Annotated in this window: 11 protein-coding genes; 1 reads left to right on the top strand and 10 read right to left on the bottom strand. The window is 43.2% G+C overall.

The genetic code is table 11. From position 1 onward, the window contains the following. Positions 1-876: 876 nt before the first annotated feature. The 5 genes from AC1DXF_RS06005 to AC1DXF_RS05985 are packed head-to-tail and all read right to left on the bottom strand — an operon-like array spanning position 877 to position 6,208. The gene (locus tag AC1DXF_RS06005) at positions 877-1,890 is read right to left on the bottom strand and encodes a zinc-binding alcohol dehydrogenase family protein (RefSeq protein ID WP_477447127.1); all 1,014 of its coding nucleotides are present in this window, start codon (positions 1,888-1,890) and stop codon (positions 877-879) included. A gap of 10 nt (positions 1,891-1,900) precedes the next feature. Next, entirely contained in the window at positions 1,901-2,236 is a 336-nt protein-coding gene (locus AC1DXF_RS06000) for an L-rhamnose mutarotase (RefSeq protein WP_477447125.1), read from the bottom strand. A gap of 15 nt (positions 2,237-2,251) precedes the next feature. Further along, positions 2,252-3,268 carry an aldo/keto reductase gene (locus AC1DXF_RS05995; protein ID WP_477447123.1) on the bottom strand — a complete coding sequence of 339 codons (1,017 nt, stop codon included), beginning with the start codon at positions 3,266-3,268 and terminating at the stop codon, positions 2,252-2,254. An 18-nt stretch (positions 3,269-3,286) separates the two neighbouring features. Continuing rightward, positions 3,287-4,555, bottom strand: coding sequence for an L-fucose:H+ symporter permease (gene fucP, locus AC1DXF_RS05990; RefSeq protein WP_477447121.1), 1,269 nt, complete (start codon positions 4,553-4,555; stop codon positions 3,287-3,289). Between the two features lie 9 nt (positions 4,556-4,564). Beyond that, positions 4,565-6,208 (bottom strand): alpha-L-fucosidase, encoded by a 1,644-nt coding sequence (locus AC1DXF_RS05985; RefSeq protein WP_477447119.1) that lies wholly within the window; start codon positions 6,206-6,208, stop codon positions 4,565-4,567. A gap of 337 nt (positions 6,209-6,545) precedes the next feature. Between AC1DXF_RS05985 and AC1DXF_RS05980 the strand changes: the two genes are divergently transcribed. Next, positions 6,546-6,860: a hypothetical protein gene (locus AC1DXF_RS05980; protein WP_477447117.1), complete on the top strand. Its 315-nt coding sequence runs from the start codon at positions 6,546-6,548 to the stop codon at positions 6,858-6,860. Between the two features lie 877 nt (positions 6,861-7,737). Here the strand turns inward: AC1DXF_RS05980 and AC1DXF_RS05975 are convergent. The 5 genes from AC1DXF_RS05975 to AC1DXF_RS05955 all read right to left on the bottom strand — a co-directional run bounded on the left by AC1DXF_RS05975 (position 7,738) and on the right by AC1DXF_RS05955 (position 16,465). Further along, positions 7,738-8,031, bottom strand: coding sequence for a GH32 C-terminal domain-containing protein (locus AC1DXF_RS05975; protein WP_477447346.1), 294 nt, complete (start codon positions 8,029-8,031; stop codon positions 7,738-7,740). Positions 8,032-8,095: 64 nt separating this feature from the next. After that, a complete protein-coding gene (locus tag AC1DXF_RS05970) occupies positions 8,096-10,273 on the bottom strand; it encodes a glycoside hydrolase family 3 C-terminal domain-containing protein (RefSeq protein ID WP_477447115.1) in 2,178 nt (725 codons plus the stop codon). Between the two features lie 195 nt (positions 10,274-10,468). Next, positions 10,469-11,686 carry a glycan-binding surface protein gene (locus AC1DXF_RS05965; RefSeq protein ID WP_477447113.1) on the bottom strand — a complete coding sequence of 406 codons (1,218 nt, stop codon included), beginning with the start codon at positions 11,684-11,686 and terminating at the stop codon, positions 10,469-10,471. A 31-nt stretch (positions 11,687-11,717) separates the two neighbouring features. Beyond that, complete coding sequence (locus AC1DXF_RS05960) at positions 11,718-13,292, bottom strand: RagB/SusD family nutrient uptake outer membrane protein (RefSeq protein WP_477447111.1); 1,575 nt, start codon at positions 13,290-13,292, stop codon at positions 11,718-11,720. A gap of 11 nt (positions 13,293-13,303) precedes the next feature. After that, positions 13,304-16,465: a SusC/RagA family TonB-linked outer membrane protein gene (locus AC1DXF_RS05955; RefSeq protein WP_477447109.1), complete on the bottom strand. Its 3,162-nt coding sequence runs from the start codon at positions 16,463-16,465 to the stop codon at positions 13,304-13,306. Between the last annotated feature and the right edge of the window lie 265 nt (positions 16,466-16,730).

The following is a 16,730-nucleotide window of genomic DNA, read 5'->3' as shown; positions in this document are numbered from 1 at the left end:
GCGATGTTTGTGATATAAAGAAATTAGTTACCGTTTTTAGGCTTGCAATCGATTGCGAAATTTTAATATCAAAAAGCTTGTCACAGTTCTTTAGTAAGTTTTTTACCATATCAATAAAAATTAAAACAAAGCCTTAGCTGTTCGCTAAGTCAAAAAATAAATGGATGCTGGTTCAACTGGTAATTGGTGGAATATTGTTCAAAATCAGCATTTCAAACGCACCGCATTGAAGTGATATTCCAAGGGTTGAAGCTATGGTTACCTGAAAAAAAGGAGGGGGCAGGGATGAATAAAAATATAGACCAAATGTGCAAACACATACAACAATCTATAAGTAAGGCTATTACAGATCAAATAAATTAGCTAAAACTATGATGATCGTTACCGCCAGGAAAATCGCATTTAAATTATTTAAAGGGTCAAATACCGGAAAAAGTTATTAAAAGAAATTGTTGATACAGCACATTGGCAAACAGGGGTAGGTTTGAAACCTGGGGTGGTCGAAAGAAATAAAAAGGCCAGGTGAATGCGCGATCCCTTAATTTGGGAACGAGGAAAGTTGCGGTCAAATAGAGGAATCACTTGGTTTGGAACCTCCAATTTTTGCCTCCTGATAGCCGCTCTATTTCGTCTGCTGTTGCGTTTTTGATTTTATGACAATCCATAATTTATTGATTAATAGATAGATGTGATTTTTCACTGTTTCACCTGTTGCGAACGCAACAGGTTTGGATATATAAAAATGAACACACACAGTAGCCCCGGAAAAAATCTTTCGAACATCCAGGGTTTCAAATCCATCGCTATGGTGTAAGTTTTAATCTAATTTTAAACGCAATTTCCTTGTCCTTACCCCTATTAAAAAACCGGGAGTTCCTATACCTCTACCATCGCTTTAATTACTCCGTTCGCAGGATCGAGCCAGCTTTCAAACTCATCTGTAACCTTATCAAATTGTACACGATGGGTAATATAATTAGATGGTTGTACCAAGCCTTTTTTCATGGATGCAATAACATGCTCAAAATCTTCCCGTGTAGCGTTCCGGCTGCTCATTAAAGTGGCCTCTCGTTTGTGAAATTCCGGGTGACTGAAACTAATATCTCCTTTTTGCAAACCAACCAGCACATACCTGGCTCCATGTGCCATATATTGAAATCCGCTGTTAATTGCTTTCAGGCTGCCCGTAGCATCTATCACCACTGTAGGCATGTCTCCTTTTGTTATCGTAGCCAATTGTTCCAGTACATCTTCGGTAGACACGTTAATAATATGATCCACCTTCAGTCTGTCTCTGCAAAATTCAAGTCTTTTTGTGTTGAGGTCCATGGCGATTACTTTAGCCCCTGCAATGCGGGCAAACTCCATTATTCCGAGGCCGATTGGCCCGGCCCCTATCACCAATACATATTCGCCGGGCTTTACACCCGCCCGCCTGATCCCATGGGCCCCTATGGCTAATGGCTCTACCAATGCCAGTTCATCGTAACTTAACCCCTCACCGTGTACCAGTGAATACGTTGGTACATTCAGGTATTCGGCCATTCCTCCGTCAACATGAACGCCACAAACATTAATTTTAGCACAGCAGTTAGGCTTTCCTGATCTGCAGGCAATACAAACACCGCAGTTAAAGTATGGGATAAATGTTACGATCTCGCCTTTTTTAAAACCGGGCGCACCGTTAGGCTCAACCAACTCACCTGAAAGCTCATGCCCCAAAACGCGTGGGTAGTTAAAATACGGCTGTGTACCCTCAAAGGCATGCAGATCGGTACCGCAGATACCTATTCTTCTAATCCTGATCTGGGCATAGCCTTCTTGTATTGCCGGGTTTTCCTGATGGCTGAGTGTCAATTTCCCAGGCTCTTCACAAACTATTACTTGCATATTATTTATTTTAAAGTTGGAAGATCTGTTCCATCATTACCCACTTCTCCCCTTCTTTTGCCCAGGGCAAGGGCTGTTGGAATTTCCACATTAACTGTTCCCATTCCTGTACTTTAGGGTTAACTACATCCATAGCCGCTTTTTTTTCTGCTACATACTGGTCGCTGGTTTCCATGATCATAAACAAGCGGTTTCCTGTACGATAGATCTGCATATCTTTAATTTCAGCATCCAGGATGCTTTTTCGTATTTCGGGCCAGCCATTTTCAGCTTTATGCCAATGTTCATATTCCGCTATTAGTTGTGGATCATCTTTTAAGTCGAGCGCTAAACAGTATCTTTTCATAGTAGTGTTTAATTTTTATAAATAGGCCGAAGCATATGCCTTATCAATCAATCCCCGTTCTTTCATTTCATTCCAGAATGTTGCCGGGATTTTTAAAGAAGCAACAGCAACATTCAGTGCCACTCTTTCGGCATTTGTGGTATTCAACGCAATACTTTTAACGCCCGGCGCTTTTAATCCAAAAACTACGCATGCATCTACCGGTTTAATATTATAATCTTTGCAGGCCTGGTAAAACATCTCCCGCCACTGATACAAGCCTTCGTCTTTTACCGGGTCTTTCAGCTGATAGTTATAATAGGCCGACCCGGTTAAGAACCCTCCATTAAATACTGCAGAATTTATAATAGCGATATCGTTCTTTTCAAGCTCCTTCATAAACTCCACTAACTCCTTTGGATGACTGTGAATCGTCATGCTATTGGCAATCATTACCCAATCAAGTTTAACATCCTGGGTTATTCTTTTAATGATCTTCCAATCCTTTGATCCTACGCCAATCGCTTTTACCTTGCCTTGTTCCTTTAATTCATTTAATGCACGATAAGCCTCCAGGATATCCCGGTAGCGTTGCATTTGTTCCAAATCGTCTTTTGCCGCAGCAAGGTATTCATCCGGGTCATGTACGGATACCAGTTCGGCACGATAATCGCCCAGCAGCTCATTACCCTGCTCATAGCATTCCAGGATGCCTTCATAACTTATTTTTTGTACGGCATCATATTTCAGGTCACGCCATACGCCAGGCTCAAAAGTAGGTTCGGCTGTTTTCAGTTCTGTGCGCAGCCAGCCCAGCTTATTGCTGATCAGCACGTCTGAAGGGCTGACATTCAATTGCTTTAAAGAGCTTCCCAGGGATTCCAATGCCAGGCCGGCACCGTATTTACCTGCCGAATCAAATACGACCGGTTTTCGCGAACATTTTACACTCTGTTCAACAATGGCCAATTTAGCTTCATCCGAAAGCGCCACATATAAATTTCCTAACCCGCTGGTTCCGAAAATCACTTTTGGTAATCTGATTTCTTTCATTATAAGAACGATTTATTTTTAAAAGACAACTGAAACCGGCAAATTTTCCGGCTTTACCTTTACCCGGTAACCTCTAAATCCAAAAAATGCCACCACCACAAAACAAAGCAATGGTACCACATAGCCATATTGGATGTTGCCTGTTGCATCGCTGATATAACCAAACACCCTTGGCAAAACGGCACCGCCCACGATTGACATAATGATGAGGCTGCTGCCAAATTCTGTATCAGCCTTTAACTCTTTTATACCCAGCGCAAAAATAGTGGGGAACATAATTGACATAAAAAAGCAGATGCCGATGACCGTGTAAACGGTTACCATGCCATGCCCTAAAATGGCGACAACGCAAAGTAAGATATTGACGCATGCATAAGCCGCCAGCAAAACTGCTGAGCTGTAATACCGCATTAAAAACGTACCAATAAATCTGCCTATCAAAAACGCAAAACCACATAAACCCAAATAGTAGGTCGCCTTTACTTCTGTAATGCCGGCTGCTTTTGGAGCATACAGAATAAATAAACTGAATACACAAACCTGCGCGCCCACATAAAAAAACTGTGCTGCAACGCCCCAGGCTAAATGGCGGTGCTTCAGGGCATGAAAAATGTTTTTACTGGCTTTATGGCCTTCATGATGCTGAATTTTGGGCAGGTGTGTAAATGCAAAAAGGATGGCGATGATAACCAGTACGCTACCCAGTATAAAGTACGGCATTTTCACGGAAGAGGCTTCGGCAGCAAGCGCCAGTTTGCGGCCCTGCTCTGTCATTACGCTTAATTGTGCCGGTGTATAACCTTTGGTAAGTATAATACGCCCCCCAATTATAGGTGCCAACGTTGTAGCCAACCCGTTAAACGATTGCGCAAAGTTAAGCCTTTGTGTAGAGGTTGCCGGATCGCCCAATGAAGAAGCATACGGATTCGCGGCTGTTTCTAAAATAGTCAATCCGCAGGCAATGATAAACAAGGCGACAAGGAAAAACGTGTACTGTTGCGTATTGGCGGCAGGTATAAACAAATAGGAACCAAATGCAAAAATAAGCAGGCCCGTTATAATGCCTGTTTTATAACCATATTTTTTCATAATGAAGCCTGCCGGCAAAGCCATCAAAAAATAGGCTATAAACACTGCAGAATCCACCAGGGTCGCCTGAACTGTTGTCAGGGTAAATGATTTTTTCAGGTGTGGAATTAATATAGGGTCAAGGTTATGCGCAAAACCCCATAAAAAAAACAAACTGGTAATCAATATAAAAGGGAAAAGGGTTTTATTCTTTGTCATGATCGGATATTAAACAACCCCTTCAATTTTTAAAACAAACGCATCTTTACCGGGAGCTTGCTCAGGCAATTTTACTTTGAGGCCGGCCGAGGTTTGCTCAAAACTCAAATTACCGTTTCCAAGCAGGCTTACCCTGCTTACCTTACCTGCCTCATTACCTGCTAACTTTTTAATCAAGGCTTCATTCCCTGTCGGCCATCCCAACATGGTGGCATAAAGGCTTTTACCTTTTACAGTAAACCTGATATCTTCGGCCACAAACGGCTTTCCTTTGCCCTCGTTAAAGCCCTGTGCGTTGATTGGCGCTGCCGATTCTATTGCCGGGCCTTCGCCAAATACTTTCCAGGGGCGGGTGCCGTAAATCGCTTCCCCGTTTACCTGCATCCAGGCTCCTATGTTTTCAACTACGGCGCGTTCTTCGCTGTCAATAGTACCATCGCCACGTACCGGGATATTTAACAACAGGTTGCCATTTTTACTTACTATATCAACAAGGGTATGCACTACGGTTTTTGCACTTTTATAGCCCTTATAATCAAATATGCGGCGATCATAGTGCCAGCCACCTATACAGGTATCTGTTTGCCACGGCAAAGGTTCTATCTGGTTGCTTTGTCCGCGTTCTATATCCCATATCATGCATTTACGCTGTTGTTCATTCAGTACTTTGCCAAACAGTGCTGCCTGTAGTTTACCATGTTTTTTTATGCTGGTATTGTACATATGTGCCGCAATTTTTAAGCCCGCATCGCTTACCGGCCAAAGCGGTAAAGCAGTATCATCAAAATAAATCAGCTCAGGATCGTATTTATCTATCAGTTCAATAGTGCGTTTTAAAAATTTATCACAGTAAGCTTTATTGGGCACACTGGCGCCATTGCCCCAATCCCAGTGGCTACCCATGCTGTTATCATCAAGGCTGTCCTTGCTCAGGGCGTGGTTTTGCGCATATAATTCCTGCGGATCATAGCCATTCCACCATTTACCTGCGCCATCCGCTTTGGTAAGCTTACCATCATAAGGTATGCCCGCGTATGGTCCGCTTTTATCGGCGCGCTGGGCAACCTCGTACCAGGTCCAGGGGTGTGATCCATGTACACTGACGCCAAAAGGCAGGCCTTGTTCTTTAGCAGCCCTGGCCCAGCCGCCAATCAGATCTTTTTTGGGGCCAATTTTGGTAGAGTTCCAGCTTTGGTATTTGCTGTCGTAAAGGTCAAAATTATCATGGTGATTGGCCAATGCCATAAAGTATTTGGCGCCTGCACTTTTGTATAAACCCACCAATTCGCTGGGATCCCATTTCTCAGCTTTCCATTCGTTAATCACATCCTTAAAACCAAATTTTGAAGGATGTCCATATTTTTGAACATGATATTTATACTGATCGCTGCCTTCCTGGTACATGCCGCGGGCATACCAATCACCGCGCTCTGGCTGGCATTGTGGCCCCCAGTGCGCCCACATGCCAAATTTGGCATCACGGAACCAATCAGGCACCTGGTATTGGGCCAATGAATCCCATGTTGGCTTAAATGGGCCGGCAGCGATGCCAGGATTTGAATGGGCCGGCAACAGATTGTTAGCATAAAGTTTAGACAGGTATAACGAGGACAATCCCGTAGCCAAACCTTTTATTAGCGTTCTTCTTTTCATGAATTAAATTTTGATGTTTTTATACATTAGTCAGGTACAACCGTTTGTACAGGTTAGTTGCCCCGGGTCACAAGTCAAAAATTCTCTTAGGTCACAATCATAATTGGTTATCGGCAATTATTACAACTGCCGTTTGTAATTGATAAACCAAATCTACCTGCAAATAATTGTTAAATAGTTGGCCTAATGGGACTTTTTTTTATACAAAACCGACATTTTGTTTAATATTGTCCTGGCGAAAGCACGAGGTATTTTTGGGGATCTCCTGCCTGAAACACATATAAGGATACCCGTACGGCTGAATAATAACTTAAAAACAGCTTATTTACTGCACATTATGATTAAAAGAGCATTAAAACATACCTATACGCTATTGAATGTAGATCATGTGAGCCTTGGCCCTAAATGGAATTATAAAAACGTGATCAGTCCATATTTCAGACTTTATTATATTGATGCCGGTGCAGGTGAAATTTCAGATATTTCAACAACGCTGGAGCTTGAGCCCGGCTTTTTATACATCATCCCAAGTTTCACATTGTGCAACCTTACTTGCCAAAGTCACCTGAGTCAGTATTTTATCCAGTTTTTTAAAGAGTCATCCGATGGCAACGTTCAACAGAAAGGTCTTTGGAAAAACCATCTACAGTAGTTTTAAGGTAGATACACATCTCTCCACCTTCGTAATTTCCTGGTTGTTTTAAAAAAAATCAAGTCTAAACTTTTCTCTAATATAACGATAGATTTTTAAGTAAATAAATATCGAAATGCAGCGGTAAAAAGCCAAGATGCTTAATAGATTAACATGTTGTAAATAAGATAATTAAAACATTTTCATGACGTTTCTTTTTGATAATAAAAAGACGCCATGAATGTCACTCATTTTTTTTGCGAATTAGCGTATGTTTTGGTTACCCCACGGCAACAAAAAAGCCTGTAAATGTATAATTTACAGGCATTTGGTGTGTTTTGATAATCTTACCAGCGGTGAGGGAGGGATTCGAACCTACCTCTATATATCATTGATAATGAATATTTTATTAACAGAAAACAATCATACTACACGAATTATACATTCGATTTTTGACTGTTGTAAATCTCTATTACAAATTTAGAGAATATTCAAGTAAATCACAACCGATCAAGAGGTTAATCGTCGAATATTCGCTCAAAGTATTTCAATACCACATGTGAAGAACTATGCCTATTTGTAATTTTTGCGGCCAGTCAGCCATAAAATCCTTGACCTGGTTATAATAAATCCCGCTGAATACACGCCTATCCTGATGCTGCCGTTCTCCAAGCGAGCCATAAGCTTGGTCCGGAAAAATCTCAGTTAATGGCATTGATGTGGATATTCCGTGAGGTTTGAACAAGCTACTCCGTGCGCTTTGGAGCACCGAGTTGTGTAAGCAATTAAGAAAATCGCAATTAATAATCAATAAATTAATATTCTCAAAGGGTTACGGAATTAGCCGTTTGCTAATTCCGTAACGAAGTGGTCAATGGCTCTGGAATGTCCACTTCAACTACCAAATTGAATACAGACTTGAATAACTTAAATCCCTGATCAAAAAGTCATCATCACCATTAACATGAATTTTATTATAAGGTCTGTTGGGGAAAAATATACTGGTCATTACTGTAAGCCCGCCATCAGCAAACAGTTCAACCGACGAAGCATCAACCACCAATTCAAGAGCCAAACCTTTTTTGCCAGATAAGCGGGGGGCAACATCAAGCTTAACTAAACCTTTCTCAAAACTTACATTACCAGACTGAGTCCTGTCGATATAATATTGATTATCGGCTTTGCTTACCATCTTTCTCAAGGACGGAACATTTTAAATGCGCTCAAATTAACCGCCAGCCAAATGTGTAAGGGTTTTATAATTCTACACTTTTACTTACGCGAATATCCCTGGACGAACTGCCCACCAAAATATTGTATTGCCCTGCATCGGCAACCCAGTTATTCTTTTTTTCATCATAATAAGAAAACGCATCCTGATTAAGGATAAAACTAACTTCTCTGCTTTCGCCGGGTTGCAAAAACACTTTTTTGAACGCTTTTAATTCTTTATCGGGACGCTCAACAGACAGTCTCGTTTGTTTTACGTATAACTGCGCCACTTCAGCACCCGCAACCTTACCGGTGTTTTTTATTATAAATTTAACTACAGCTGTTTTACCGGCACCTTTTTGCAATGTAAGCTTGCTATAGTCAAACGTGGTATATGATAGCCCATGACCAAAAGCAAACTGGGGTTCAATTTTATAAGTATCAAAATAACGGTAGCCTACAAATATGCCTTCGTTATAATGTACGGTGCCATTTACGCCTGGGAATTCACCTAATTTGTGCGCGGGCGATTCTTCCAGTTTTTTAGGGAATGTCATTGGCAACTTGCCGGATGGGTTAACTTCGCCAAAAATAATCTTTGCTAAAGCATTGCCACCTTCCATACCGGGGTACCAGCCTTCAATAATAGCTTTACTTTGGCTTACCCATTGGGTAATATCTATCGGGCCGCCGCCCATTAATACCACAACAGTGTTAGGATTGGCTTTCAGTACAGCTTTGATCAGTTCGTCCTGACCAAAAGGCATATTCATGTTGGGTTTGTCAACGCCCTCTGCATCAAAAGCATTATCACCCCATACATTGTAATCGTAGCCATGCGTCCATCCGCAAAATATGATCGCTGCATCGGCTTTTGTGGCCGCGTCAACAGCTTGTTGAATTAACTGCGGATCGGCAACGGCGTCTTTTGCTATTTTATAGCCCTGGGCATATTGTATGTTTACCGAATTTCCCAACAGATTTTTCAACCCATGTAGCGGAGCAATTTCATATTTAGCCTTGACCTGTGAACTGCCTCCGCCGAGCGCATTTTCCCGGTCAGCATTATTGCCTATAACGGCTATACTTTTTATTGCCGATTTTTTAAGCGGCAGCACCCGGCCTTCATTTTTCAATAATACAATACCTTCTTCGGCTACTTTTAATGCCGTTTGCTGGTGCTCAGCTGTATTGTAAGCTCCGGGTGCACGTGTTGCGCCACCAAGCATATGGGTTTTGTACATTATCCGCAGTATGCGTCGCACTTTATCGTCAATAAGGGCTACCGGTACTTTACCACTTTTAACAAGGCTGACCACAGTATCGCCCATAAAAAACTTATGATAATTGGGATTGGGCAACATATTCAGATCCGTGCCCATTTCCAGGTCGGTACCATTTTGCAGCGCTTCCATCGTATTGTGCACGGCACCCCAATCGCTCATCAAAACGCCTTTAAATCCCCATTCTCCTTTCAGTATCTTGTTTATCAGGTACGCATTCTCCGTAGCGTACTGTCCCCTGAATTTATTATAAGAACCCATGGCGGTATTTACACCTCCAATCGTGATGGCTGCTTTAAAACCCGGCAGGTAAATTTCACGCAGCGCGCGTTCACTCATCTGAACGTCAACGGTTCCCCGGTCAACCTCTTCGTTATTAGCGGCGAAGTGTTTTATACAGGCGGATATACCCTGATCCTGCACCCCTTTAATATAACCAACAGCCATCTGCGACACCAGGTAAGGGTCTTCGCTCAGGTACTCAAAATTGCGTCCGTTTAGCGGTGATCGTATAATGTTAATACCGGGGCCCAGTATCACGTCCTTGCCCCTGTACTTGGCTTCGCTGCCCAATACCGCGCCGAAAGCGTATCCTAACGCAGGGTTCCAGGTAGCGGCCAACGTATTGCCCGTAGGCAAATAGGTGCCTGCATCGTTAACATTGGCAATTGCATCGTAGCCCCGGCCATGCTCTGACCGCACACCATGTGGCCCATCAGACATGACGAGTTCGGGGATTCCTAAGCGTTTTATTCCGCCGGATGTGAATGATGAACTTGCATGTATTATGCTCACTTTTTCCTCTAAAGTCATTTTTTTGATCAGCCGGGTGATCTTGACTTCGGTTGTTGGGTTTACCAGGCTTTGCGCTTTGGCTGAGCCTGCAGTTAGCAGTGCTAATGCACAGCCTAAAAGACAACTTTTCTGGGTATTGGCCATTCGTTATTATGTATATGTTTATAATTTGTGAGTTACACCGATTTATTTATCCTATTGCGTTTTAAAGCATAATTGTAGCATGATTGGATTGATATGGTTACAGTTTGTTTATGTTAACAAACTGTGCTCATCGTAAAAAAATGCCAGGGCCCTCTCAAAGGCCCATGGCATCATATAACCAACTAAAACAAGCTTTTATTTAATTTTTACGATTCGGATATTATCAATCGCGGCTTCAAACGAGGCGACGGTTGTTGTTCCATTGTTTACAAAGAAAAAGTTTACGCCACCTGCTCCGCCCGAGCCAAGTAAATCAGTCAGGCTTGCGGCTGGTAAGCCCTTGCTGTCTACAAAGCTTGATAACGGCATGGTTACTGTTTGCCAGCCTTTAGTTGTGAACGCGGTTGTTGAGCCATTGCCTTTTTTCCACGGATTGTAGTTGACGGCATAATTCCATGAATAATCCTTTAAAATCCCGATTGTACCGCCTGTCCAGGGCGTAGTTACCGATATTTCAAACTTTAAAGCATAATTACTCACTACATCCTGCAGGTTAGCGACAGGCACCCACTGAACCGGGTTAAGATTGATTGACCGCGCCCAATTCCACCAGGAACCATCTCCGCCACCAACGTTCGATGCGTTCATTATACCATAATTGCCGTTGTTGCCGGGATAAGTTGCCGAATTGTTTGAACTTCCGGATCCCCAACTGAAATTATTGACGTTATCGTAATTATTCAGCACACCGTCAACAAAATCATGCACCTTATAAACGGTAGCAGCCGAGCCGGTTTTTGTGGTAACCGAAACAATTCCGCCGGTTTGGGTAACCGCGGCAGGCACAACTAATTTAATGGCTGTACCATCATTTGATGAGGTATAACCGGTTACGGGCAAACCTGCATAAGTTAAACTTTGAACGTAGAAAAAGTTCAACCCGTTGATGGTAACAGAATCTCCGGGATTGGCGTCCTCATTTGAAATGCCGGAAATTGTGGGTGCGGGAGCTACAATGGGAAAAGAGAAGGTGGTTTCGCCATGTGTAGTAACATAACGTATGGTATTTAGCTGCTTTGCAGCTACTGTTGGGAAAGCGATAACAGCAGGGATCAATGCGATAGCGCTGGTATCAGAGAACCAGGCGTCATTAAAAGAAGCCGCAACGCCATCAAAATAAATATTCAAGGCGCCTTTTAAGTTGTGACCGGAAATAACAACCCACTGGCCGGTGCCAACTTTGCTTAAAAGGGAATCGCCGGGATGTGCAACATAATTACGTATGGATGTAATGGCAGGCATCCCGGTAGATGACGATGCTTCTTTTTTGCAGCCTGACTGAGCAAAAAGCATCACCGCCGCGGATAAAACAAGCAATAAATGATAGTGGCTTATTTGAAGTAGCTTTTTCATGATTTTTTATTTGGTAAAAAATGATTTGATTTTATTTATAATAGGCCACCGGCGCCTGCAATAATATGGGGTCGGCAGTTTGGTCATTTGCCGGTATTGGCAGGGTGAAATTTGCAACGGTTGCAGGCGTAATCACCATGCCATTTGGTACAGGTGTTTTTATTCCTGTACCGGGATCATATGAAAACTGTTGCCTGATTTGCTTGTTAAGCGACTTAACCGCTTCCTGCGGATTGTAGTAGGAAAGACGGACCAGGTCAAACCAGTACTGGCCTTCAAATGCCAGTTCTATCCTTCTTTCATTCATCAAAGATGTACTGGTAATGCTGGTTACCGCAGGTACACCCGCCCGTGTCCTTACCGCGTTAAAATATTGCAATGCCTGCCCATTGCTGGTCGAGCTATTGTTACCCATCAACGCTTCCGCATAAATTAAATATACATCAGCCAGGCGCAGTACGGTATTGTGTTCAATGGATGACCATAAGTCCATTGTTGGCGAGTTGTTATCGGCAGCGGTGCCTACAACATGCTTTTTTACATTGCAGCCACCGGATGTATACCCCCCGCCTGCGGCATTTAATTCGGGATAATAATCGCCGGTCAGCATAAAGGTAGCTTTACGACGGATGGAATCCTGCGAAGTATACAGATTGGCTAAATCGATGGTCGGGCCATAAGCTCCGCCCCAGCCTCCGTTACCGGTTACAAGCAAGGAACTCGGCGCAAAAAAGGTTTGAATACTATTGCCGTTACCGTACCCAACCCCGGGGGCCCACTGAAAGGCGAACAAGGATTCGGAATTGTCATTATACTGTGTACGGAAAAGGTTGTAATAACTTGGCAAAAGGCTTAAACCGCTTGTTTTGCATACATTACCCGCAAAATATGTCGCGCTGTCCAGGTCATTTTGGTTCCTGGTACCACTTTGACCTAAGCCGGCCCTGGTTAGATATATCTTTGCCAGCATTCCCTGTGCCGACCAGGTGGTTACCCGCCCCGGCTGATCTGAAGTAGGCAGGTTGGCTACAGCAAACCTTAAATCGTTTATGATGAACTTATAAACGTCGGCAAGCTTATGGCGTGGCACCAACGGGTTCGCAATTAATTTGTCATTATCTTCAATAATAGGTACTGCGCCCCATAACTGGGCAATATGAAAATAAGCGGTACCCCTTATAAACCTTAACTCGCCAAGCGCCCCGTTTTTACCTTTTACCGATACGCTATCAGGTAATTTTGTATTGATGGCCTTTATATTGATGTTGCAGTGGGCAACAACATTAAAAAAGCCCTGCCACGCGTTTGCGAGGTCACTATTGTCACTGGTTAGTGAAAATGTGGTATACTGTACCAGTTGCGGATTATAGGGAGTGAGCATATTACCGCTCATCACATCGCCAATACCAAGATAACCGAAATTGTTCCAGTTAAACCATGGCTGCGCGTAAATAGCGGCTGTAGCCAGTCTTAAGTCGGCCGTGCTTTTATAAAAGTTATCGGTTGTGATGCCGGTTAAAGGTGGCCTGTTGAGGAATTCCTTTTTGCAACCGTTTGCCACCACAATCACAATTAATAAAGAAATAAATATTTTTAGCTGCTTCATAATAGTAATTTTTAATTATTTAGGGATATGTTGGCTCCAATGGTCAAAACGCGGGGCTGCGCATAATAGCCGTTGTCGATACCTGCATTTAAGGGGTTCCATGAACCAATTTCAGGATCGTACCCTGTGTACTTTGTGATAGTAAATACGTTCGTCAAATTGCAGTATATGCGCAATGACTTCAGGTGGATCTTCGACAAAAGAGCTGGAGAGAATTTATAACCAAGCGCTATGCTTTTGCACTTCAGGAAAGACCCGTCTTCGACATACCTGTCCGAAAAGATGGTATTTTGATTGCCGCTGCTTTGGCTGATCCTTGTGATGTTGGTGCCCGGATTAGTAATATAAACGTTGTTAATATCCGATGCGGAACCGGTTTGGTTAATCAGGCCAATCCTGGAATAATTAAGTACTGATGCGAAATAACCAAAATTCTGATTTGGGTCGTTACCTGCTACTTTTACGCCGTTGTAAACTTTATTACCGTATTCGCCGGTCATAAAAACAGTTAAATCAAAGTTTTTATAAGTAAGGGTATTGGTTATGCCATACTGAAATTTGGGCAGCGGCGAACCTAAGCTGGTTTGATCGGAGGCGTCTATTTTACCATCGTTGTTGTTATCTTTAAAAATAACATCGCCTACCCAAACCCCGCCTGAGCCCGGCGTAATAGGAATAGGGCCGCTTCCATTTTGCCACACTGCCGGATATTTAGTAAAATCAGCAGCATTTTTGTATATCCCCAATGTTTGATATCCATAAAACTCACCGATGGAACCTCCTACAACTGTTTTGGAATTAGTACCATAAATGGCCGGTGTTCCGGGTGCCAGCGCCAAAACGGTATTTTTGTTTTGCGAATAAACCAGGCTGGTCCTCCAGCTCAGGCTCTTTGACTTAATGTTGGTGGTTGTCAGCGTGAACTCAAAGCCTTTGTTGCTGACAGATCCGATATTAACGTAAGGGGCCAGCACTGCACCTGGCGAATACCCGCCCGCGGCATACGTCCCCGAATAGTAAGGCTCGGTAAGGCTTAATAATAAATTGTTTGTTTTGCGGTAGTAAACATCGCCGGAAAACTCAATCCTGTTGTTAAAAAAGCTGGCATCCAAGCCAAGGTTGTAGGACTTTGTAGTTTCCCATTTTATATTGGGGTTCCCTAATGTGGCTGTTAGCTGTGAATTGCCTGAAAGGCCTGTAGCCACGGTGGTTAACGTTGAGCCATAAGCGTATTCGGCAATGTTTTGGTTATTTACCAACCCGTAACTTAACCTGAGTTTCAAATCGTTTATTGATCTTACACTTTTCAAAAACGTTTCGTGGTTAACTCTCCAGGCAATAGCGCCCGAGTACGAGGTATTCCACCTGTTTGCAGAATCGATCTTTGATGTACCATCCCTGCGGACGGTTGCGGTTATTAAGTACTTATCATCATAAGTAAAGTTTGCACGGCCAAAATAAGCTTCCAGTGCTCCGGCCCCTTTAACGCCGGTGTTAGTTGCGGTGGTTGGGTCGCCGCTGCTTATGGTTGTAACGCTGTTGCTCACAAAATTTGTCCTACTCGCCGAAACTGAGCTGGTATTAACCTTCTGGGCCTCGTGCCCTGCGGTCGCGCTCACGTAGTATTTCTTATTGAACGTATGCTGGTAGGTGAGGTAATTGGTAATGGACTTATAAAAGTTTTGCCCACTGGTGGTTGTACCTGAATTGGATGTCCTGGTGTACGCCCCCATGGTATAAGTTGGATTAAAATAATCCTCGTTGGCAAAATCAAAATTCCCGGATACTTCATTGCGCAGAACAAGGTCTTTTGTGAACTGAATTTCAGCATAGGCGTTCCCGATCAACTGGTACCTGCTTTTTACATCAGTTAATATTGTTGCTATCGCAAATGGGTTAACGCCGTACGCGCCATATATGTTGGGATCGTTGCCGCCCCAGGTACCATCCGGGTTTTTTACTTCAACATCGGGAGTTTGCCGCAATGCCTGTAAAATTACGCCGGTGTTGCTTGTGGCTACGTTTTCGGATACGTTGGCAAAAGCCAGGCTTGTACCTATTTTTAACCAGTTGGTTGTCTTATTATCTAAATTTAATTTAAGTGTCCCTCTCTTAAAATCTGACCCCAACGCGATCCCCTGTTGGGAAAAGTAAGTGCCCGATAAAAAATATTTAGTTTTGTCGTTGCCGCCGCTTATCGCCACATTATGGTTTTGCTCCGGAGCAGTACGGAACAATGCCTTTTGCCAATTGGTACCGGTACCCATATACTGCGGATTGGCAAACTGCGGGCGAAGGTCATAACCGATGATGGCCGCCTTTTCATTCATGAACGTGGCGTATTGCCGCAAGTCCATCGTGTTATAATATTTTGGCAGCTTTTGCCAGCCAAAGTAGCCGTCATAGCTTATTGCCGCCGCGCCGGAAGTCCCTCTTTTGGTGGTGATTATCACCACACCATTTGAGGCCTGGGAGCCATAGATAGCAGTAGCCGAGGCATCCTTTAAGATATCGATCGAGGCTATCTGAGAGGGATCAAGAGATGACAACGGATTAGAACCATTACCGGAGATCGGGGACTGTGTATTAGGCGGGATCTGTACACCGTCTATAACGTACAACGGCGGTGAACTTGTAAAGCCGCCTACGCCACGTATTTGTATGTTAACATCCCCGCCCGGCTGGCCGGATACCTGTTGTACTATAACGCCGGCTGCTTTACCCTGCAATGCCTGATCGATTGTTGTAGGCTGCGTTTGTACAATATCAGAAGATTTAACAGATGATATGGAACCTGTAAGGTCTTTTCTTGTCGCTCTTCCGTATCCAATTACAACTACCTCATCCAGGCCGTTAACGGATGGCGCAAGTGCTACGTTAACTGTCCCCCTCGACCCTACATTTATTTGCTGGGTAGCATAACTGATAAAACTGAATACCAGCACATCGCCCGGTTTTGCGTCGATGGCATAAGTACCATCGGCACCCGATATCGCCCCGGTGTTTCCGTCTTTAATTTTGATGCTGACGCCGGGAAGCGGCTCTGAATTGTCGGCGCTTGTTACCTTTCCGGTAATCTTTTTGCTTTGCGCATAAGCCGAAAAGCCCAGAAAAACAGCTGCTATAAATAGCAATATACTGTGTCTTAATTTTTTTTGTAAACTTTTTTCCATTTATAAAGGAATTTTAATAGGAATCAAATAATTGGTTTATTGTACTTGGTTTGGTTGTTAAGTTTTCAGTGTCGCTTTTTCTTCATAATTTATAGGGTGATCTTTATTGGTTTTGAAATTTATTGGTTCGTATTATTTAATGTACCGATCAGGTACGCCACCAAAAAGCTAAGAATACGTGTGTTCGCATATATCAAAAAAGCTTTAAAATTGTGGGCATCCTAAAAGCGGGGCGGTCTTGAGTAAAAGGTTCCCGCAGGGCGAA

Source organism: Mucilaginibacter sp. P2_A5, assembly GCF_056404995.1.
This window is presented reverse-complemented; position numbering and strand designations above follow the sequence as displayed.